Source organism: Bradyrhizobium sp. F1.13.3, from assembly GCF_040548265.1.
Taxonomy (GTDB): domain Bacteria; phylum Pseudomonadota; class Alphaproteobacteria; order Rhizobiales; family Xanthobacteraceae; genus Bradyrhizobium.
The window spans coordinates 420,643-438,967 of record NZ_JBEPRI010000003.1; the positions used below are offsets into that span (position 1 = coordinate 420,643).

General features: G+C 64.0%; 16 protein-coding genes. 6 read left to right on the forward strand and 10 right to left on the reverse strand.

Annotation, left to right across the window (positions count from 1 at the left end; all coding sequences use genetic code 11):
• The first annotated feature begins 1 nt into the window (after window position 1).
• On the forward strand, window positions 2–1,225 hold the full coding sequence (locus ABIB66_RS11635) for a cyclic nucleotide-gated ion channel (RefSeq protein WP_354208475.1): 1,224 nt from the start codon (window positions 2–4) through the stop codon (window positions 1,223–1,225).
• An 18-nt stretch (window positions 1,226–1,243) separates the two neighbouring features.
• On the opposite strand, the gene ABIB66_RS11640 is transcribed toward ABIB66_RS11635, so the two are convergent.
• The 3 genes from ABIB66_RS11640 to ABIB66_RS11650 form a co-directional block, all read right to left on the reverse strand.
• The gene (locus ABIB66_RS11640) at window positions 1,244–2,185 is read right to left on the reverse strand and encodes a hypothetical protein (protein WP_354254857.1); all 942 of its coding nucleotides are present in this window, start codon (window positions 2,183–2,185) and stop codon (window positions 1,244–1,246) included.
• A gap of 215 nt (window positions 2,186–2,400) precedes the next feature.
• Window positions 2,401–2,895, reverse strand: coding sequence for a DUF3455 domain-containing protein (locus ABIB66_RS11645; RefSeq protein WP_354208477.1), 495 nt, complete (start codon window positions 2,893–2,895; stop codon window positions 2,401–2,403).
• Window positions 2,896–2,994: 99 nt separating this feature from the next.
• Window positions 2,995–4,209, reverse strand: a complete 1,215-nt coding sequence (locus ABIB66_RS11650; RefSeq protein WP_275170054.1) for an NADP-dependent isocitrate dehydrogenase — start codon at window positions 4,207–4,209, stop codon at window positions 2,995–2,997.
• A gap of 367 nt (window positions 4,210–4,576) precedes the next feature.
• Here ABIB66_RS11650 and ABIB66_RS11655 point away from each other — a divergent pair, with 367 nt between their 5' ends.
• The gene (locus tag ABIB66_RS11655; RefSeq protein ID WP_354208478.1) at window positions 4,577–5,776 is read left to right on the forward strand and encodes a TrmJ/YjtD family RNA methyltransferase; all 1,200 of its coding nucleotides are present in this window, start codon (window positions 4,577–4,579) and stop codon (window positions 5,774–5,776) included.
• 60 nt (window positions 5,777–5,836) lie between these two features.
• On the opposite strand, the gene ABIB66_RS11660 is transcribed toward ABIB66_RS11655, so the two are convergent.
• The 5 genes from ABIB66_RS11660 to mddA all read right to left on the reverse strand — a co-directional run bounded on the left by ABIB66_RS11660 (window position 5,837) and on the right by mddA (window position 10,938).
• A complete protein-coding gene (locus ABIB66_RS11660) occupies window positions 5,837–7,540 on the reverse strand; it encodes an amidohydrolase (protein ID WP_354254871.1) in 1,704 nt (567 codons plus the stop codon).
• 156 nt (window positions 7,541–7,696) lie between these two features.
• On the reverse strand, window positions 7,697–8,446 hold the full coding sequence (locus ABIB66_RS11665; RefSeq protein WP_354208479.1) for a hotdog fold domain-containing protein: 750 nt from the start codon (window positions 8,444–8,446) through the stop codon (window positions 7,697–7,699).
• A 28-nt stretch (window positions 8,447–8,474) separates the two neighbouring features.
• A complete protein-coding gene (locus tag ABIB66_RS11670; RefSeq protein ID WP_354208480.1) occupies window positions 8,475–9,452 on the reverse strand; it encodes an NADPH:quinone oxidoreductase family protein in 978 nt (325 codons plus the stop codon).
• A complete protein-coding gene (locus ABIB66_RS11675) occupies window positions 9,449–10,099 on the reverse strand; it encodes a helix-turn-helix transcriptional regulator (protein ID WP_354208481.1) in 651 nt (216 codons plus the stop codon). The genes ABIB66_RS11670 and ABIB66_RS11675 overlap by 4 nt, the downstream gene beginning before the upstream one ends.
• A 47-nt stretch (window positions 10,100–10,146) precedes the next feature.
• Complete coding sequence (gene mddA, locus ABIB66_RS11680) at window positions 10,147–10,938, reverse strand: methanethiol S-methyltransferase (protein ID WP_354208482.1); 792 nt, start codon at window positions 10,936–10,938, stop codon at window positions 10,147–10,149.
• Between the two features lie 148 nt (window positions 10,939–11,086).
• Here mddA and ABIB66_RS11685 point away from each other — a divergent pair, with 148 nt between their 5' ends.
• Window positions 11,087–12,652, forward strand: a complete 1,566-nt coding sequence (locus ABIB66_RS11685; protein WP_354208483.1) for a bifunctional AfsR/SARP family transcriptional regulator/alpha/beta hydrolase — start codon at window positions 11,087–11,089, stop codon at window positions 12,650–12,652.
• A 70-nt stretch (window positions 12,653–12,722) separates the two neighbouring features.
• Here ABIB66_RS11685 and ABIB66_RS11690 read toward each other — a convergent pair whose 3' ends face one another.
• On the reverse strand, window positions 12,723–13,400 hold the full coding sequence (locus ABIB66_RS11690; protein WP_354208484.1) for a TetR/AcrR family transcriptional regulator: 678 nt from the start codon (window positions 13,398–13,400) through the stop codon (window positions 12,723–12,725).
• A 246-nt stretch (window positions 13,401–13,646) separates the two neighbouring features.
• Between ABIB66_RS11690 and ABIB66_RS11695 the strand changes: the two genes are divergently transcribed.
• From ABIB66_RS11695 to ABIB66_RS11705, 3 genes are read left to right on the forward strand one after another with little or no spacing between them, the layout of a single operon-like run.
• Window positions 13,647–14,189, forward strand: coding sequence for an OsmC family protein (locus tag ABIB66_RS11695; RefSeq protein WP_354058233.1), 543 nt, complete (start codon window positions 13,647–13,649; stop codon window positions 14,187–14,189).
• Between the two features lie 34 nt (window positions 14,190–14,223).
• On the forward strand, window positions 14,224–15,336 hold the full coding sequence (locus ABIB66_RS11700; RefSeq protein WP_354208485.1) for an acyl-CoA dehydrogenase family protein: 1,113 nt from the start codon (window positions 14,224–14,226) through the stop codon (window positions 15,334–15,336).
• A gap of 46 nt (window positions 15,337–15,382) precedes the next feature.
• On the forward strand, window positions 15,383–16,261 hold the full coding sequence (locus ABIB66_RS11705) for a sulfurtransferase (RefSeq protein ID WP_354208486.1): 879 nt from the start codon (window positions 15,383–15,385) through the stop codon (window positions 16,259–16,261).
• 6 nt (window positions 16,262–16,267) lie between these two features.
• Here ABIB66_RS11705 and ABIB66_RS11710 read toward each other — a convergent pair whose 3' ends face one another.
• Window positions 16,268–18,196: a sigma 54-interacting transcriptional regulator gene (locus ABIB66_RS11710; RefSeq protein WP_354208487.1), complete on the reverse strand. Its 1,929-nt coding sequence runs from the start codon at window positions 18,194–18,196 to the stop codon at window positions 16,268–16,270.
• Window positions 18,197–18,325 lie beyond the last annotated feature (129 nt).

Sequence of the window (18,325 nt, forward strand, 5' to 3'; positions counted from 1 at the left end):
GGTGCGCCCCGTTCCGCGAGGGCGTGGCTCAACCGATCCCAATCTGAGGGATCGCCTCTACGAATTGCTGGAGCACGATCCGCTGGCCTACTCGGTCGGGTCGCGCTTCATCCAGCTGATCATTGCCGTCATCGTGCTCGACGTCGCCGCGATGATCCTTGCCTCGGTGCCGGAGCTGGACGCGCAATTCGGTGCGCTGTTCGCAGGCATCTCCATCCTCGCCGTGATCGTGTTCGCGCTGGAATATGCCGCGCGCCTGTGGACGGTGGCGGGTCACACCCAGCGTACGGCGTCTGCGCTGTCGGACCGGCTCAGCTACGTCTTCTCCGCACTCGGCATCGTCGATCTCCTCGCGTTCCTGCCGGCTGCGATTGTGCTCGCCACGGGCCGGCATGCAACGCTGGCAGCGCTGGGCGTGCTGCCGTTCTTCAAGCTGGTGCGCTATTCGCCGGCGATGCGTTCGCTGCTCGCGGCCGTGCATGCCGAGCGGCGGGCGCTGATCGGCTGCATCGTCATCCTGATCGGCGCGGTGCTGACGTTTGCCTCGCTGCTCTACGCCATCGAGCGCGACGTGCAGCCGGACAAGCTCGGCACCATTCCGCAAGCGATGTGGTGGGCGATCGTGACGCTCGGCACCGTCGGCTACGGCGACGTCGTGCCGGTGACGGCGCTCGGCAAGTTCATCTCCGTTTTCACCATCATCAGCGGCTTTGCCATGATCGCGCTGCCGGTCGCGATCATCTCGACGGCCTTTGCGGAAGAGGTGAAGCGGCGGGACTTCGTGGTCACCTGGGGCATGCTGGCGCGGGTGCCGCTGTTCTCACACCTCAGTGCATCCGAGATCGCCGACATCATGCGGCTGCTTCGGGCGCGCACGATCGAGCAGAGCGAGATCCTGGTGCGGCGGGGCGATGCGGCTTCGTCGATGTATTTCATCACCGCCGGCGAGGTCGAGATCACGCTGCCGAACCAGCAGGTGCGGCTCGCGGATGGCACCTTCTTCGGCGAGATCGCGCTGCTGCACAAGACCAAACGCAGCGGCACGGTGACGGCGACACGCAAGACCCGGCTGCTGGTGCTCGACGCCCAGGATTTTCACGCCCTGATCGAACGCATGCCGACGCTCGCCGCGCATGTTCACAAGACGGCGAAGGCGAGGCTGGAGGGCAGCGGCGATCTCGCCGCGGCAGAGCTGGCGCAAGGCGAGAAAGATGGGGCGCCCTGAGCACTCCGTCACATCAAATCAATGCGCTTCCAAGCCCACAAGGAATTTGCGTGTCTCGGTGTCAATCCGGCTGCCGCGGGAGGCAATCTCCTCGCGGGCCGACTGGAATGTGTAGCCGAGATGGGCGCCGTCGTGCCACGGATAGAAGGTGCTGCACCAATAGCCCGTAGTGATTGAGCGGCATCGAAACGTAAGAGGCTCCGTTCGGGAGACCGCGTCCGACGTGATGTAGACGTCGCCTGACTGCGGCGTAGCCTTGAGGGAGTCCTGGTAGGTCGAGCGTGTCCCTCCGAATTCACCCAAGATCACTTCGTCCGGCGCAAATAGGTAGATATCAAGAGGGAAATCGAGCTTGTCGTCTCCGCCGTGCTTGGCCGCGGCGTGAGCGGCGCAATAGCTCTCGGCCCAGTCCGGGACCGGGCCGGTGCAAAGCGGAGGGGGCACCAGGCCAAAGTTGCGCAACTGGAGCCATATCCGTTTGGCTTTGACCGGGCGTGCGCCATCATCATTCAGAGCGCAAAACTCCCGTAGGCTGGCGCTGTGCTCGAGATAGTAGGCGCGCGCGCTCGAACTCCTGTCGAGATAGATGTTCAGGAAAGTTTTGGCTGGAAAGGAGAAGGCGGCATCGGCGATCGTCACGCGAAACGTCGTGTTCCGGCAAGCCTCCGGGGCGGGGCGCATTTTCCAGTCGTGCCACCAGCTCGGGATGAACAGGATGGCGGGCACCATCGCAAATCCGGCGAGGCCGATCGCAAGTACGTAGCGCAGCCGGAGTCCGTAAGCTGCGAAGAGCAGGGTGAAGCCACGAACGAGGACGCCGGTTGCGAATCCGGTGGTCACGACGGCCCAGAATGCCACTCCGATTCCACCGCCCGGGCCCTCATTGTAGCCGAGGCGGGACGACACGATCCAATGCTGCATCCAAAGCGCCGCCAACAGCCCGCCGAAGATGCATGTCACGCCCGCCACCAGCGCCACGTCGGCATCAACGCAGGGATCGCGTAGGGAATCAGAACAAGCGCGATCAGGAAGAGGATGAGGTTGGTCGTCACAGTTGTTCCTTGAGCTTCGGAACAACTCTTAGATGTGGTTCGTGAGAGCGCGGTAAAGAGGCCGGCGCGATTGCATCGGTCTGCCGACAGGATGCGTTTACCAATCGGCCGAACGGGACGGTCTCAGCCCTTCTTCAGGAAAACATAATCGGCCGAATAGGGCGCGCTCCTGAACTCGCCGGGCTTGTCGCATGCGCCGTCGAGCTTGCCGCCATGGGTGTTGATGCGCTGAACCGTGGTCACGGGCGTGAGGACACCGCTGCCGCGGTGGGTGGTCACTTCCAGTTTCAGCCAGGGAATGTCGGCCGCGGTGGTACCCGGGGCATTGCCGGCGGCCTTGGCGGCCACGGCGCTGCCGTCGGCATGCTCCCAGTTCGGCCCGGCATAGTGCCGGCCGATCGTCTTGCCCTCGGAGAGAAGCGTCGCGATCGGTTCGCGGAAGGCCCAGGCGAGCTTGCCGTCGGTGCCAGCCTTGCATTCATAGACCTGCGCGCCCTCGGCGTGGACGCTGAGCACGATGTTCTCGCCCGGCGCGCTGATGGCGTCGGGGAGTGGGTCGGCGGCCACAGCCGGTCCAGCGAGCAGCAACAGGCAGGGGACGGCAAGCTTGATCGACATGGTCGCATCTCCGCGCAAAGGTCCAAAAAAGCGAACGGGCCGCGCTTGCGACGCGGCCCGTGATGATGTCCGACCCAGTCGGGCGAAATTGCGGACGGCTTACGCCGCCAGCGCCTTGCCGAGGTTCTCGGCGACCTTGTCGAGGAAGCCGGTGGTCGAGAGCCAGCGCTGGTCGGCGCCGACCAGGAGCGCGAGGTCCTTGGTCATGTAGCCTTCCTCGACGGTATCGACGCAGACCTTCTCAAGGGTGTTCGCGAACTTGGCGAGCTCCGCATTGTTGTCGAGCTTGGCGCGGTGCGACAGGCCGCGGGTCCAGGCGAAGATCGACGCGATCGAGTTGGTCGAGGTCTCCTTGCCCTTCTGGTGCTCGCGGTAATGGCGGGTCACCGTGCCATGGGCGGCTTCGGCTTCCACCGTCTTGCCGTCGGGGGTGAGGAGGACCGAGGTCATCAGGCCGAGCGAGCCGTAGCCCTGCGCCACCGTGTCGGACTGCACGTCGCCATCGTAGTTCTTGCAGGCCCAGACATAGCCGCCGGACCATTTCAGCGCCGAGGCGACCATGTCGTCGATCAGGCGGTGCTCGTAGGTCAGGCCCTTGGCGTCGAATTCCTTCTTGAACTCGCGCTCGTAGATGTCCTGGAAGATGTCTTTGAAGCGGCCGTCATAGACCTTCATGATCGTGTTCTTGGTCGAGAGATAGACCGGGTAGTTGCGCAGCAGGCCGTAGTTCAACGAAGCGCGGGCGAAGTCGATGATGGAATCGTCGAGATTGTACATCTGCATCGCGACGCCGGCGCCCGGGGTCTTGAACACTTCCTTCTCGATGACGGTGCCATCCTCGCCGACGAACTTCATCGTCAGCGTACCCTTGCCCGGGAACTTGATGTCGGTGGCGCGATACTGGTCGCCATAGGCGTGGCGGCCGATGATGATCGGCTTGGTCCAGCCGGGAACCAGGCGCGGCACGTTCTTGCAGATGATCGGTTCGCGGAAGATCACGCCGCCGAGGATGTTGCGGATGGTGCCGTTCGGCGACTTCCACATCTGCTTGAGATTGAATTCCTTCACCCGGGCCTCGTCCGGAGTGATGGTGGCGCACTTGACGCCGACGCCAACCTTCTTGATGGCCTCGGCGGCGTCGATGGTGACCTGATCGTTGGTCTCGTCACGGTATTCCATGCCCAGGTCGAAATAGAGCAGCTCGACATCCAGGAACGGGTTGATCAGCTTGTCCTTGATGTACTGCCAGATGATCCGGGTCATCTCGTCGCCATCGAGTTCGACGACGGGGTTGGACACCTTGATTTTTGCCATGATCGGGGAAGCCTCTTGGGAACGGCGCTTTGGCGCGCCACGGGAATATCCGCCGCCTCTTAGCACCGGGACGCGGCCGGCGAAAGCCAAGGGATTATGCACTTTTAGCTCATCCAGCCTCCGCAGATGGGGGGCGGGAGCAGCCCCGCCGCGGGGGCCGGGGTGAAGTTTCAGACGAGATTCAAAAGTCGAATCCAACCCGTTATTTCCCTTGAGAATTTCCTCAGGACAGGCAAACGACAGGCGCTCGGGCAGCCGGCCCGAGAGCAGGTCAAGACGGGTCGATACCGGGTCAGGACCGGCCTTGAATCAATTCATCAAGAGCGCCTGTCCAAGGCCTTGAGAACCAGTGTGAAAGCGAAGCGAGATGTCGGGGACTGACAAGAGCAAAGCGGGCCTTTCCCTCGACGGTCCCATCGTCATCCTGGTCGAGCCGCAGCTTGGCGAAAACATCGGCATGGCCGCGCGCGCCATGGGCAACTTCGCGCTGAGCCGATTGCGCATCGTCAACCCGCGCGACGGCTGGCCGAATATCGCAGCCCAGCGCGCCGCGGCCGGGGCCGACTATATTCTGGATAAGGTCGAATTGTTCGACACGGTCGGTGAGGCCGTCGCAGACCTCGACCTGCTGTTCGCCACCACCGCGCGTCCCCACGACCAGGCCAAGCCGGTGGTGGGGCCGGAAGCCGCAGCCAGCGAGATTTCAGGGCACGTTGCGGCGGGCGGCAAGGCCGGTATCCTGTTCGGCCGGGAGCGCTGGGGCCTCACCAACGAGGAGGTCGGGCTCGCCAACCGCATCATTACCTTCCCGGTCAATCCGGGCTTCGCCTCGCTCAACCTCGCCCAGGCCGTGCTCCTGGTCGGCTACGAATGGTTCAAGCGCGCGACCTCCGGCGAGCTGCCGCACAGCATGCCGGAGCGCTCCGAGCGCGCCTCGCAGCACCAGATGCAGGCCTTCTTCGACAATCTCATCCGCGAACTCGACCGGGTCGAATTTCTGCGCCCAGCCGAGAAGCGCGACACCATGCTGGTGAACCTGCGCAACATCTTCACCCGCATGGAGCCGACCAAGCAGGATATGCACACCCTGCATGGGGTGGTGATGGCGATCGCGGAAGGGCGCAAGGGCCCGGCCAAAGGCGGCGTGCTCGACGGCGAGCAGGCCACGCGTCTGCGCGCGCTGCTGGCCGAGCACGGGCAGGGCGGCGGGGTGCCCGACAGCGGCTCCACCGTGCGCGGCCTTGCGCGTCTGCTCCGCCGCAACCCGACCGATGCCGAGCGCCTGCTGTGGCAGGCGCTCACACGTGATCGCCGCTTCGCAGGAGGGTTCAAGCGCCAGACCCCGGTCGGCCGACACATCCCGGACTTCGTCTCGTTCCCGCACCGGATCGCGATCGAACTGGTCAACCCGGGCGAGGGCGAGACCATCGCTGCCGACCGCGCGGGCCGGCGGGCGTGGCTTGAGGCGCGGGATTATCGGGTAATCGAGATGCGGGCGGCGGATGTGGAGCGGGATCTGGAGGCGGAGCTGGCGCGGCTGCAGGGGATGATCGCGCAGGGCGCGTAGATTTCGTCGGGAAGCGGAGCGAATTGTCGCTCTCGCTCACCTTGGCCGATCAGCGCAGGTTCAGCGCTGAAAGACAACCTTGCAGCCGACCAGGGTCAGGTCCACCTTGATGTCCTTGATCTGCTCCTCCGGCACGGCCGCGTAGTCAGCGGAGAGCACGACGATGTCCGCCAGCTTTCCGGGTTCGATGGTCCCTTTGCGCGTTTCATCGAACGTGTAGCGCGAAGCCGCGCTGCTGTAGAGCCGTAGGGCCTGCTCGCGCGTAATGGCTTCTGCCGAGCCGTAGACGTTTCCGTTGGGGTCCTTCCTGGTCACCATGATGTACATGTTGAGGAAGGGGTTGATCGGGTTGACCGGAAAATCCGTCCCGGCGCCGAGGCTGTTGAGCCCCATTTTTTCGATCAACGTCCTGGTCGGCACGGCGCGGTCGGCGGTCGCTTTCCCGAGAAATCGTTCGACGGTCGCTCCCTTGTCCCACATGAAAACGTTCTGGAAATCGACGCGGACTCCCAGTCTTTGCGCACGCTCCATCTGTTCTGGCCGGATCAGGCTGGCGTGGATGAGGACGAAGCGACGGTCGCGGATCGATTTTTCTTTATCCGCGGCCTCGAAGGCATCGAGCACATGGTCAATACCCAGATCGCCCACCACGTGGACACCGACACGCCAGTCATAACGGTTGCAGACGGAGATGAGTTGCTTCAGCCGCTCGGGAGTCTGCTGCGTGATGCCGTGATAGTTGTCGTGCGAATCGGGATACACGTCACGCATGAGCGCTGTCTTAAGCGTCATGCCGCCGTCGTAAAAGATCTTGATGCCCGCGAACTTGAGCCAATCGTCACCGAAGCCTGATGAGGCCCCATTGCCTGACATGATCGCTTCCCATGCCGTCAGATCGGCTGGGGGCTCCGGTCGAAACATCACGCCGGTGCGCAAAGTGGCTTTCCCGGCTGCGACAAGCTTCTGCAGCGTGCGGACATCGCGTGGCTCTGTTGCGCCTTCGATCACACTGGTGATGCCGAAGCTGTTCAGCACACCTTCGGCAATGGTGAATTGCCGCATCTCGTCGTCTTCTGTCCAGGGTGGTACGGCCTTCTCGACCCGATCGATCGCCGTCTCCACGAGCACGCCGGTCAATTCACCGGCTGCGTCGCGTTCAAAGTTTCCACCACTCGGATCCGCGGTGGTCTTGTCGACACCGACCACTTGTAGAGCCATGGTGTTCGCCATCGAGAAATGCCCGACGGTGCGAAGATAGACCGGGTTGTTCGGAGCAACGCTATCGATCTCCTGCCTCGTCAGATAGCGCTTCTCGGCCAATTGTGAGGGCGGATGCCACGCGCCACCTACAATCCACTCACCCGGCTTTTTCTTCGTGGCGAATGATTTGATGGCTTCGAGCGCGTCCGCAACGGTCTTGGCGCGGCCCAGGATTACGACATAGTCGCCCAGACCAGCGGCCTTGAAGTGAGCGTGTGTATCGATCAATCCGGGGATGACGGTCTTGCCAGACACGTCGAGCACGCGGGTCCGGGCGCCTGCAAGCGCCTTGATCGAAGCACTGGTTCCGGTCGCGATGATCGTTCCATCTGCGACGGCGACTGCCTCCGTGACGGTCGATCGGTCGTCCAACGTCAGAACCTTGCCGTTAACGAGGACCAGGTCAGGCGCATTAAGCTCCGGCTGCTGCGCCTCGGCATTTGCGACGCCAGCGATGAACATGCCCGTAGCAAGGATTGCAAATGCCTTTAACTTGCGGACCATCGCGTACCCCTTTGGATCTTTTTGCTTGGCGACAGCTGCAAGGGTATCTTTGATCAAATAGGGGTTCAATGCTTCTCGACGCTTGGCAGCGTCGCACGGTGGGCAGGTGGAGTGCTTCCTTGTTAGGCGGAAAGCTGGCCGGCCGCCCACGTCCGTCTACGAAGGACGCCCGAGCTGCACCTCGCGCTCCACCGCAATCCATGTCGTGCGCGCCACCGCCAGCAACTTCCCGGCTTCGTCATGCGCTGCAGCTTCGGCCATGCGCTTGCGGCCGTCGCGGCCCGTTGGCCAGGCCGTGATGATGCAGCGGTCTCCCGGGCGCGGGCGATCTTCGATCCGCGCCGACATCCGTCCCAGCAGCAGCGGCGCCTTGTCGAAGCTGCCGCTCTGCGGATCGCAATTGCAGGCAAAACCGGTGGGGCAGTCGAGCGCCGACCAGAGGAATTCGGTGGCGACCAAGCCGTCCTCGGCGGCGAGATTCTTGTCCGGCGTCCAGCTCGCCGCGAGAACGGCGCTGTGACCACGGAGCGAGCCGGCAAAGATGCGCAGGCCGTCGCCTTTCGTCCTTGCAGGACCGCAGACGAAACATGTCGGCAGGGGATGCTCGTGCGGCTTCACCGGCGTCAATAGCTCGGCGGCGCAGGCGTCCTCGAAGCTGGCTGTTTCCATGCGCGCAAGCTCGACGCTTGCCGCTCGCCCGGTCGCGACGATCTTGTTGCCGTCGCGAAGCTCCCATGTGCCGTCGTTCGTCGCGACCGCATCGAGCATCGTGTCCAGCGGCGGCGGTGCGCGCAGCGTCACCTCCGCGGCCCCGGGAATGTGGCGGGCGAGCCGGCCGCAGACATAGCCGCCGTTCCCGGAGTTGGGAGGACCGCAAAAGCGTTTGTCGATCATAATCTGTGTCATCGGTTTTGTTCTCTCTTCCCGGTGTACTTTACCTGACCTTGAGAACAATTCGGCCCCGAACCGTTCGGTTGGCCACGGCACGCATGGCTTCGCCGGCCTCCTCCAAAGGGAGGACGCGATCGATGTGCGGGCGTATTTGTCCGTCGGCCAGCAATTGCATCAGCGCGGCGTTCATACGGGCGGCTTCGAGCGAGAATTTCTCCGCCCAGGCGCCGACGAAGACCCCGAGGATGGAATAGTTTTTCAGCAGCGGCAGGTTCATCGGGAGCTGGGGAATCTCGCCGCTAGTGAAGCCGATCGGCATCAGCCGTCCGCCCCATTTCATCAGCCGCGCCATCTGCTCGAAAATCGCGCCACCGATAGTGTCGAAGCCGATGTCGATGCCTTCTCCTGCCGTGACCGACTTGATGCGGTCGCGCAGATCCTCGCTGCGATAGTTGACGATTTCGCTAGCCCCATAGTTGCGAACCAGAGCAGCCTTGTCATCGGAGCCGATACCGGCGACGACGCGCAGGCCCAGATGGCGGCCGAGATCGACCACGGCAAGGCCAACTCCGCCAGCAGCACCGGTGACGAACAGCGTTTCGCCGCGCTGCGCCCGGGCCCGTTCGACCAGCGCGTAATAGGCCGTGCCGTAATTGTGCAGGACCGTCGCCGCGGCTTCGAATGCGACGCCTTCAGGCAGAAGAACGCACTTTGAGTCCTTCGCTATCATCCGTTCGGCGTAGCCGCCGGTCCATGCGCTGCACGCCACACGGTCGCCGGGCGCAAATGCCGTGACCTCGTCGCCGACCGCGACGACGATGCCGGATGCTTCCGTGCCGGGCACGAAGGGCGTCGGCGGCCGCATCTGGTAGAGGCCCGAGACCACCAACTGGTCCATGAAACTGACCGAGGCGGCGTGGACGTCGATCAGAATCTCGTCGCGCGCCGGCTTCGGCTCGTCGATTTCACTGAGGCGCAAATCGCCAGGTCCGGTGAATGAACTGCATAGAACTGCTCTCATCGTATCGCTCCAGCGGATTGTCCATGTTCGGCAGGTTCTCTCAACGGCGTCGCATATCCTGCGACGAGCTTGACGAAATCGGCCTGTCGCGCTGCACCAGTCTTCTCAAACAGGCGACGGACATGCGTCTTGATCGTCGTAACTGCGACGCCGAGCGCCGCCGCCACTTCGGGAACGCCGCCGAGTTCGACAATCGCGAGCAACACACGCAACTCCGTCGGCGTCAGTTTGAATGCGTTACGGAGAGCTTCGGAACGAGGCGATAGTGTCAGCGCCGCCTTGCGGACGAACAACGCGGCAACCGCGCTGTAGGCGACACCCGCATTTCGGCGCACGCCCGATGTTAGCGACAGGACATGGGCGACGTGGCGTTCTCCGTCCAATCCGATCATCGAGATCGCGAGTCCGTTGATGCCATGGGCCTCGTCGCCGCGTCCCGCTGCCGCGAAGACTTGCCGCAACGTCTGGCTGACCATGGTATCGCAGGCCATTAGCTGCCCACGGAGCTCAAGCAGGACGTTGCAGGCATCGAGCATGGTCTGCCCGGCGGTATTGGCATGAATGAGACGTCCGTCCGTGTCGACGAGAAAGAGGCTGGCGTCGAGCCCATCGAGGATATCGGCGAACACGGCGGGGTTTGCGGCCACGGGAACGGGCCCCCGCCCGATTGCAAATGCGCGGCTTGGCACTGCGCTCATCGGGGTGCACCAGCGGGGCGAGGGGGCTGCCGCTCGTCCGCCGGGCGGCGCGTGAAAAGCCGCGGCAGCAGCATCGGAACGCGGCGGCGATATTGCCGATAGGTCATGCCGAACTCGGCGATCAGATCCCGCTCCTCGAACTGCAGGGCGACCAGGATGTAGGCCGTGTTCGCAATCGCGAACAGCAGATGGCCAACGGTCATCTCGGGCGTGGCCCAGAACGCGAGCAGAAAGCCCAGCATGAGCGGATGTCGCACGATCTTGTAGAGCAGCGGCGTTCTGAACGACTGACCTGGTATCTCGGACCCGCGGAACGCGACGAAAGCCTGGCGGAGGCCGAACAGATCGAAATGATCAATCATGTGGGTCGAGGCGAACGCGATCAGCCAGCCGAGCCAATGCACGCCGATCAGCAACCAGGCCGCTATTCCGCTCGCTTGCCAGACCGGCGTCGGGATCGGACGCCACTGCCAGAACAGCAAAAGGAGGATCAGGCTGGAGAGCAGCACATAGGTGCTGCGCTGGCAGGCGAGGGGGAGGAATTTGGCCCACCATCGCTTGAAGGCCGGGCGCGCCATGACGCTGTGCTGGATTGCAAACAGGCTCATCAGCAGCAGGTTGACGACGATGGCCTCGCCCCAATTCGCGGAGCTGCCGACGCCGATCGACATATCGATCGATTTGGGCACGACATAATTGCCGACGAAACCGAGCGCATAGAGAAATGAGATCGTGAAGATGACGTAGCTCACGATGGCATAGAGCAGGATCAGGAGGCGCGAGATCATGTTTTTTCCTATTGTGCCTGATGCAGCCGTGCCGCATGCAGGAGCCTGAGTTGCTCGCCGGCGAGCAGGCTCGATCTGCCCCGATTGCTATTGCTGGACCGTCCCCTGTGCGTCCCCCGGGGGCGCCGCGAGGGAAGGGAGGACTTTCATGACGGCTTTCTCGCTGGGGACGTTCGGGTTCCCGGAGGTCCACGCCGACGGCCGCCCGATCAAGTTGGCCTTACGCAAGGGCCTCGCGCTGCTGGTCTATCTCGCGGAGGCCAAGGGCGCTGCCCGCGAAATCGTGGCCACGCTGCTGTGGCCCGAGGCCGACCGCGACACCGGGCTTGCGCGATTGCGGCGCCTGCTTCACCGCATCGAGCTGACACTCGGTCAGAAGGTATTCGAGACCGACCGGACCAGCGTGCGATGGTCTCCGGCAGTCGCGCTGAAGGTCGATGCACATCTGTTCGAGAGCGCCTGCGATCGCGGCGATTTTGATGAGGCGTGCCAGGTCTACGGGGGAGATTTCCTCGCAGGCTTCTCGCCGGAGGATTGTCCGGAATTCGACGACTGGGCGTTCTTCCGCCGCGAGGCGCTGCGGGGACGGCTGATGCATGCGCTGGAGCGTCTGGTGCAGGACAAGACTGCCGGCGGCGACTACTTTGCCGCGGCCGCGCATGCGACCCGTCTGGTCGAGCTCGATCCTTTGAGCGAGGTCTACGGGCGGCATCTGATCCGCAGCCTGCTGCTGGCGGGCGACCGTAGCGCGGCAGAGCGGCACCACGCGGCACTGACGCAGCGGCTGCGCGACGAGCTTGGTGTTACGCCCGAAGCCGAGACCGAGGCGCTGATGAGTCCTGCGGCGGCACACGCCGTTCCAGCGACGCGCTACGTCAAGGGCGCCGGCGTGCATCTGGCGTATCAGACCTATGGCAGCGGTCCGCTCGATATCCTGGTCATGCCCGGCTTCGTGTCGCATGTGGAACGCGCCTGGGAGCATCCCGCGAGCCGGACGTTTCTGGCCTCATTGATGAAGCTTGGGCGCCTGATCGTGTTCGATCGTCGCGGCATCGGGTTGTCCGACCGGGTTGGATCGGCGCCTGATATCGACGTCACCGCGGAGGATATCGGCACCGTGCTCCGGGCCGTGGATGCGCGCCGCGTCGTGCTGTTCGGCGCATCCGAGTGCGGACCGGCCTGCATCAAATTTGCGGTCGACGAGCCGCGTCTCGTGGCCGGACTCATCCTGTTCGGTGCATTGGCCAAGGGTTGCTGGTCGCAGGACTATCCGCACGCGTTGCGCGCCAGCCAGTACGACGCCTGGAGCAAGCACCTCATCGCGCAATGGGGAGGTCCGGTGGAGATTGAAACCTTCGCGCCCAGCCTTGCCGGCGATCCCCAGGCCCGCGCCTGGTGGGCGGGGCTATTGCGCGCGGCCTCCAGTCCCGGCGGCATCTCGGCCGTGCTCGAGGCGTTTCGGGACGCCGACGTGCGGCACCTTTTGCCGCAAATTGCCATGCCGACATTGGTGCTGCATCGTCGAGACGACAAGGCGGTACGGATCGCGGCCGGCCGCGATGTGGCGAGCCGGATCAAAGGCGCGCAATTCGTCGAGCTCGAGGGCCATGATCATTGGTTCTTTGCAGGTGATCAGGGACCGGTGCTGGCGGCGATCAAAAGATTCATAGATCTGTTGCCGGGCGAGGTGAGAGCGGGCCGTAAGGTGCTGTAGCCCGGATGGAGCGGAGCGCAATCCGGGACAGTGTCCCCGCATTCCGCTGCGCTCCATGCGGGCTACGAGGTCACACCGCCTCTAATTGATCCGCCGCGCGCTTCTTCTTTGCCTTCGACTGGCTGAGCAGGGGGCCCGCGGTCAGCGCCGCCGTATCCGCCACGCCCGGATCACGCGACACCATCGCCGCGACGATCGCGCCGTCTATCAACAGGCCGAGCTGATGTGCCAGCACGAGGGGCTCGTTCGATCCGAGCTCGCCGGCGAGCTTCTCGATGTGGCCGAGCACGATCTTCTTGTGCTTCATCGCGACGTTGCGGAACTGCTTGGCGTCCTTGTCGTGCTCGCCGACCGCATTGATGAAGGGGCAGCCGTAGAAGCGCTCTTCCGCGAACCAGCTTTTCAGCGCCGGGAAGATCCGCGTGAGCTTGGCTTGGGCGTCGCCGCCGCCTTCTTCCATGGCGCCGATGAACCATTCGCGCCACTGCTTGCCTTCGCTCTCCAGCACTGCGTTGACGAGATTGGTCTTGGAGCCGAACAATTTATAGAGCGTGGTCTTCGCGGTGCCGGCTTCCGCGATGATCGCGTCGATGCCGGTGGCGTTGATGCCGTTCTTGCAGAACAGATGCGTAGCGGCGTTGAGCAGGCGCCCGCGCGCTGACTCGTCGTCGCTGGTGCTGTGCGGCGACTGAGACTTCTGCTTAGACGTCTTGTTCAGTGAGGGCTTGTTCAGTGACAGCTTGGCCATGGGCTGCAACTTAATCGCAGCCGCGCCGCATCAGCAAGCCGCATCTGTTCTGCGCTGAAAAGATTCGCAGGGGAAAGCCCGTCTGCATCGCCTTTGAGCAAACGATCCCTGATTAATCCGCAGGCAGCTCCCGCTAAGCGGCTCCAATGCTTCGCCTTTTGATTTTGGCCGGCTCTGGCACGCTCCATGCAAGGAAACAGACCGTTCGGTATCCTACCGATTTCCACTTCTGCCAGGGAGAAGATGATGACTGCCGTCGTTCAAAAGACAGTGCTGACGGGTTGCCTCGCGCCCATCGATAAGAATGGCCTCGAGCAACTGATCGCCAACGGCAAGGCCAATCCGAAGGTCATCAAGACCTTGAAGTGCAAGACGGTCGCGGAAGGAAAATTCCGCCACGCCAACTACATCCGCAGTCTGCCGCCCTACATCGTCGACGAGCCGCCGGGCCTTTTGGGCGACGACACTGCGCCGAATCCGTCCGAAGCCTCGCTCGCCGCGCTGGGCTCCTGCCTCGCCGTCGGCCTGCACGCCAACGCCGTGCATCGCGGCTGGATCGTCAACAAGCTCGAGCTCGAGCTCGAGGGCGATCTCAACATCACTGCGGTGTGGGGCACCGGCGACATCTCGGACAAGCCGGTCGGCTTCACCGACGTGCGCGTCAAGGTCGACATGGAATGTGAGGGGATCTCGCCGGATGAGATCAATGCGCTGGTCGCCCATGTGAAGCAATGGTCGCCGGTCGCCAACACCTTCACCCGCCCGGTCAATCTCGAGGTTGGCATCTAGTAGACGGCAACAGGACAAGGTGCGGGAGACGATCATGGGTTCACTGGCTTTATCACGGGCCGAAGTTTTGGATCAGCCCGCACCGTCCATTGCAGGAGAGGTGGCGCGGATTGCGCGGGAGCAGCTCGCGCCGCTCGCCGCCGGCATCGATGCCGGCACCGTCTATCCCGCCGAGGTGCTGCGCCAATTCGGCGAGGTCGGCGCCTGGGGCAGTCACGTGCCGCACGAGGGGCCCGCGGACTTGCGCTGTGCGATCCAGGCCATGTCGGCGATCGGCGAGGTCTGCGGCAGCACCGCCTTCATGGCGTGGTGCCAGAACACGCTGGTCTGGTACGCCGCCAACTCCACCAACATGAAGCTGGCAAAGCGCTTCGGCGATGCGTTCTCGACCGGCCGCGTGCTCGGCGGCACCGGGCTTTCCAATCCGATGAAGAGCTTTTTCGGCATCGAAAAGCTCAAGCTGAAGGGGCGCAAGGTCGACGGCGGCTACATCGTGCGCGGCGCGCTGCCCTGGGTCTCCAATCTCGGCCCGGGCCATTATTTCGGCACCATCTTCGAGCGCGAGGACGAGCCGGGCCAGGTGATGTTTTTGGCGGACTGCTCCGATCCCGCGATCACGCTGACGCCGTGCAAGCCGTTTCTCGCGATGGACGGCACCGGTACCTACGGCGTGCAGTTCCGCGATGTCTTCGTGCCGGACGAGCTGATTCTCGCCGATCCCGCCGGCCCCTTCGTGAAGAAGATCCGCGCCGGCTTCATCCTGCTGCAGGCCGGCATGGCGCTCGGCCTAATCAAGGACTGCATCAACATCATGGATGAGGTCGACAACCCGCTCGGCCACATCAACCGCTATTTGCCGCAACAGCCGGTGCACTTCCGCGATCTCGCCGCCGAACTCGAGGCCGAGACCATGGCGCTGGCGCGCGATCCCTACAACGAGGAGGAGACCTACTGGCGCAAGGTGATCGCGCTCAGGCTTCGCGCCGGCGAGGCCAGCGTCGCGGCGGCGCATGCGGCGATGCTGCATTGTGGTGCGCGCGGCTACCTCAAGTCCCACCGCGCGCAGCGCCGCCTGCGCGAGGCCTATTTCGTCGCGATCGTCACCCCTGCCACCAAGCAGCTGCGCAAGATGCTCGCCGATTCCTGAGTTTTACGAGCCCACCCACCATCTAACCTCAACGGAGAGGCTGCCAATGACGGACGTCCTGATCTCTGCCAGCGAACTTGCCGATCTCTTGAAGACCGAGCCCTGTGTCGTGATCGACACCCGCAACCCCGACGCCTATGGCGCCGGGCACCTGCCCAACGCCGTGAACGTGCATGAGATCTTCACGTTTCTTGCGACCTCGACGCCGGAGGGCATGGCCGAGCTGAAGACGAAGTTCGCAGACGCGTTCGGCGCTGCCGGTCTCTCCGGCAAAGAGACGGCCGTGATCTACGAGCAGTCGATGAACTCGGGCTTCGGCCAGTCCTGCCGCGGCTACTACCTGCTCACCATGCTCGGCTATCCCAAGATCAAGGTGCTGCATGGCGGCTTCGATGCCTGGGCGGCCGCAGGTCTTCCGGTGACGAAGGATGTGCCGGCGCCGGCGAAGGCGTCGTTCTCGATCGTGCCTGAAGCGGGCGATATCCTGATCGACGCCAAGACCATGCTGGGCGCCGTCGGCAAGCCGGGCGTCGCCATTCTCGACGTGCGCGACGTCGACGAGTGGATCGGCGACAGCTCTTCTCCGTATGGGAAGGATTTCTGCCCGCGCAAAGGCCGCATCCCCGGCGCGGTGTGGCTGGAATGGTATCGCATGATGAAGCCGACCGCCGAGGGCCCGCGCTTCAAGTCCAAGGACGAGATCCTGGCGGAATGCGCCACTGTCGGCATCTCGCCGTCCACGCCGGTCTATCTCTACTGCTTCAAGGGGGCGCGCGCCTCGAACACGTTCCTGGCGCTCAAGAACGCCGGCGTGAAGGACGTGCGGATGTATTTCGGCTCCTGGAACGAATGGTCGCGCGATCCGTCGCTGCCGATCGAGCAGGGATTGCCGATCGCATCGGAGGTGACGACCAAGGCGGCGTGATCGCCGCTAACCGCCGGCCCGCGGACGGGGCGCGATTCCCAGCGCCTTGATCCGCGAGGCCAGCGTGGTCGGCTTGATATCCAGCATCTCGGCCGCGCCACCGGGGCCGAACACTTTTCCGGCGCAGCCTTCGAGCGCGGCCAGGATGTTGGCGCGCTCGTGGTCGCGCATTTCGGACGACGTCATCACAGCGGGCCGTGCGTCAGCCTTCTGCCGCGCGGCGCCGGCTGGGGCCTGCGTGCCGGAGGAGTCGGGCAGATCGATCCGCAAACGGCCGTTCTGCGACAGGATCGCGGCGCGCTCGATCACGTTCTGTAGTTCGCGGACATTGCCCGGCCAGTCATAGCGCGTCAGCCGCCGCGCATCGCCTTCCGACAGGCGCAGATTGGATTTCAGCGCCTTGCTCTCGCGGGTCAGAAAATGCTGGGCGAGCAGCGGAATGTCCTCGCGCCGTTCGCGCAGGGGTACCGTCTCGATCGGAAACACGTTGAGACGGAAATAGAGGTCCTCGCGAAAACGGCCGCGCTGCACCTCCTGCTTGAGGTCGCGGTTGGTCGCGGCAATGACGCGGACGTCGACCGCGCGGGTGCGCTCCTGGCCGACGCGCTCGAAATTGCCCTCCTGTAACACGCGCAGCAGCTTGCCTTGCAATTCGAGCGGGATCTCGCCGACTTCGTCGAGAAACAACGTGCCGCCATCGGCAAGCTCGAACCGGCCGATGCGGTCACGCGTCGCGCCGGTGAAGGCGCCGCGGACATGGCCGAAGAATTCGCTCTCGAACAATTCGCGCGGGATCGCGGCGCAATTGACGCGGATCAGCGGCCGGTCGCTGCGGGTAGAATCCTCGTGAATGGCGCGCGCGATCAGTTCCTTGCCGGTGCCGGATTCCCCGGTGATCATCACAGCCGCGCTGGTCGGCGCCACCAGCTTGACCTGGCGCAGCGTGGTCTGGATCGCCTCGCTGCCGCCGATGATGCCGCGCGGATTGGTCTCGATGCGGATTTCTTCCTGGAGATAGGCGTTTTCGAGCTCGAGACGTTCGCGCAGGCGATCGACCTCGGCGAGCGCGGCGTGCAGCTTCTCATCGGCCTCGCGGCGCTGGCTGACGTCGCGAAACACCACGACGGCGCCGACCACCACGCCGCGGTCGCGGATCGGCGTGGACGTGTATTCGACCCAGGCCGGCGAGCCGTCCTTGCGCCAGAACACCTCACCGTCGACCTGGTGCACGGCGCCGTCGCGGAACGCCGCGTAGATCGGGCAGTCATGGTTGTGATAGTGCCGCCCGTCATGGTGGGTGTGGTGCATGATGGGATGGATTTCCTTGCCGACCAGCTCCTCGGCAGTCCAGCCCAGCATCCGCTCGGCGGCGGGGTTCACGAAGGTGGTCTTTCCTTCCGCGTTGACGCCGTAAATGCCTTCGCCGGCGGCGCGCAGGATCAATTGGTTCTCGCGCTCGATGTCCTGGAACACGCGCTCGACCCGCTGCCATGTTGAGATGCCGCTGCGCATGTGGTCTTCAGCGGCGGCATCGACATTGCGGCGGCGGCGCGCGTCGAGATCGGTCAGGGTGAGCTGGACCAGCGTACGCCCGTCATGGGGCAGGACGCAGCCGGCATATTCGAGCCGGAGATTTTGCCCGGTGGCATGGCGCGGGTTGAGCGCTGTGGTCCAGTAGGCGCCCTTGTGCAGCACGGCCTGGGTGAACACGGTCAGCGCCGGAAGCTCGCCGTCATGCAGCGTGCTCGCGCTGGTCTGGCGCAGCAGCGCGCGGTCGTAGCCGAGCAGGGCGCAGGCGGCGGGATTGGCATCCACGATCTGGTCGCCGAAGGGGTCGACCAGCAGCGTTGCCTCGACTGAGGATTCGAAGGCCGCGACGCGCGGATCGATGGTCGGAGCCACATCGTCGTGGGCGAGTATTGGCGTCTTTGCCATTACGAAATCTCATTATTCAACTACGAAATGTCGTTTATCACGAATTTTCGTAACGACCAAGTGCGAGCGAAAGTGCTGCGTCATCAAGGCACTGGCCGGCCAGAGGGCGGTGGCATGCTCCTTGCGTAA

Excerpts from the sequence above, each read along its gene's own strand:
- mddA (WP_354208482.1), bottom strand. The coding sequence starts at position 10,938 with ATGATCTCGCGCCTCCTGATCCTGCTCTATGCCATCGTGAGCTACGTC.
- ABIB66_RS11685 (WP_354208483.1), top strand. The coding sequence starts at position 11,087 with ATGACGGCTTTCTCGCTGGGGACGTTCGGGTTCCCGGAGGTCCACGCC.
- ABIB66_RS11690 (WP_354208484.1), bottom strand. The coding sequence starts at position 13,400 with ATGGCCAAGCTGTCACTGAACAAGCCCTCACTGAACAAGACGTCTAAG.
- ABIB66_RS11705 (WP_354208486.1), top strand. The coding sequence starts at position 15,383 with ATGACGGACGTCCTGATCTCTGCCAGCGAACTTGCCGATCTCTTGAAG.
- ABIB66_RS11670 (WP_354208480.1), bottom strand. The coding sequence starts at position 9,452 with ATGAGAGCAGTTCTATGCAGTTCATTCACCGGACCTGGCGATTTGCGC.
- ABIB66_RS11700 (WP_354208485.1), top strand. The coding sequence starts at position 14,224 with ATGGGTTCACTGGCTTTATCACGGGCCGAAGTTTTGGATCAGCCCGCA.
- ABIB66_RS11710 (WP_354208487.1), bottom strand. The coding sequence starts at position 18,196 with ATGGCAAAGACGCCAATACTCGCCCACGACGATGTGGCTCCGACCATC.
- ABIB66_RS11660 (WP_354254871.1), bottom strand. The coding sequence starts at position 7,540 with ATGGTCCGCAAGTTAAAGGCATTTGCAATCCTTGCTACGGGCATGTTC.
- ABIB66_RS11645 (WP_354208477.1), bottom strand. The coding sequence starts at position 2,895 with ATGTCGATCAAGCTTGCCGTCCCCTGCCTGTTGCTGCTCGCTGGACCG.
- ABIB66_RS11650 (WP_275170054.1), bottom strand. The coding sequence starts at position 4,209 with ATGGCAAAAATCAAGGTGTCCAACCCCGTCGTCGAACTCGATGGCGAC.
- ABIB66_RS11665 (WP_354208479.1), bottom strand. The coding sequence starts at position 8,446 with ATGACACAGATTATGATCGACAAACGCTTTTGCGGTCCTCCCAACTCC.
- ABIB66_RS11655 (WP_354208478.1), top strand. The coding sequence starts at position 4,577 with ATGTCGGGGACTGACAAGAGCAAAGCGGGCCTTTCCCTCGACGGTCCC.
- ABIB66_RS11695 (WP_354058233.1), top strand. The coding sequence starts at position 13,647 with ATGACTGCCGTCGTTCAAAAGACAGTGCTGACGGGTTGCCTCGCGCCC.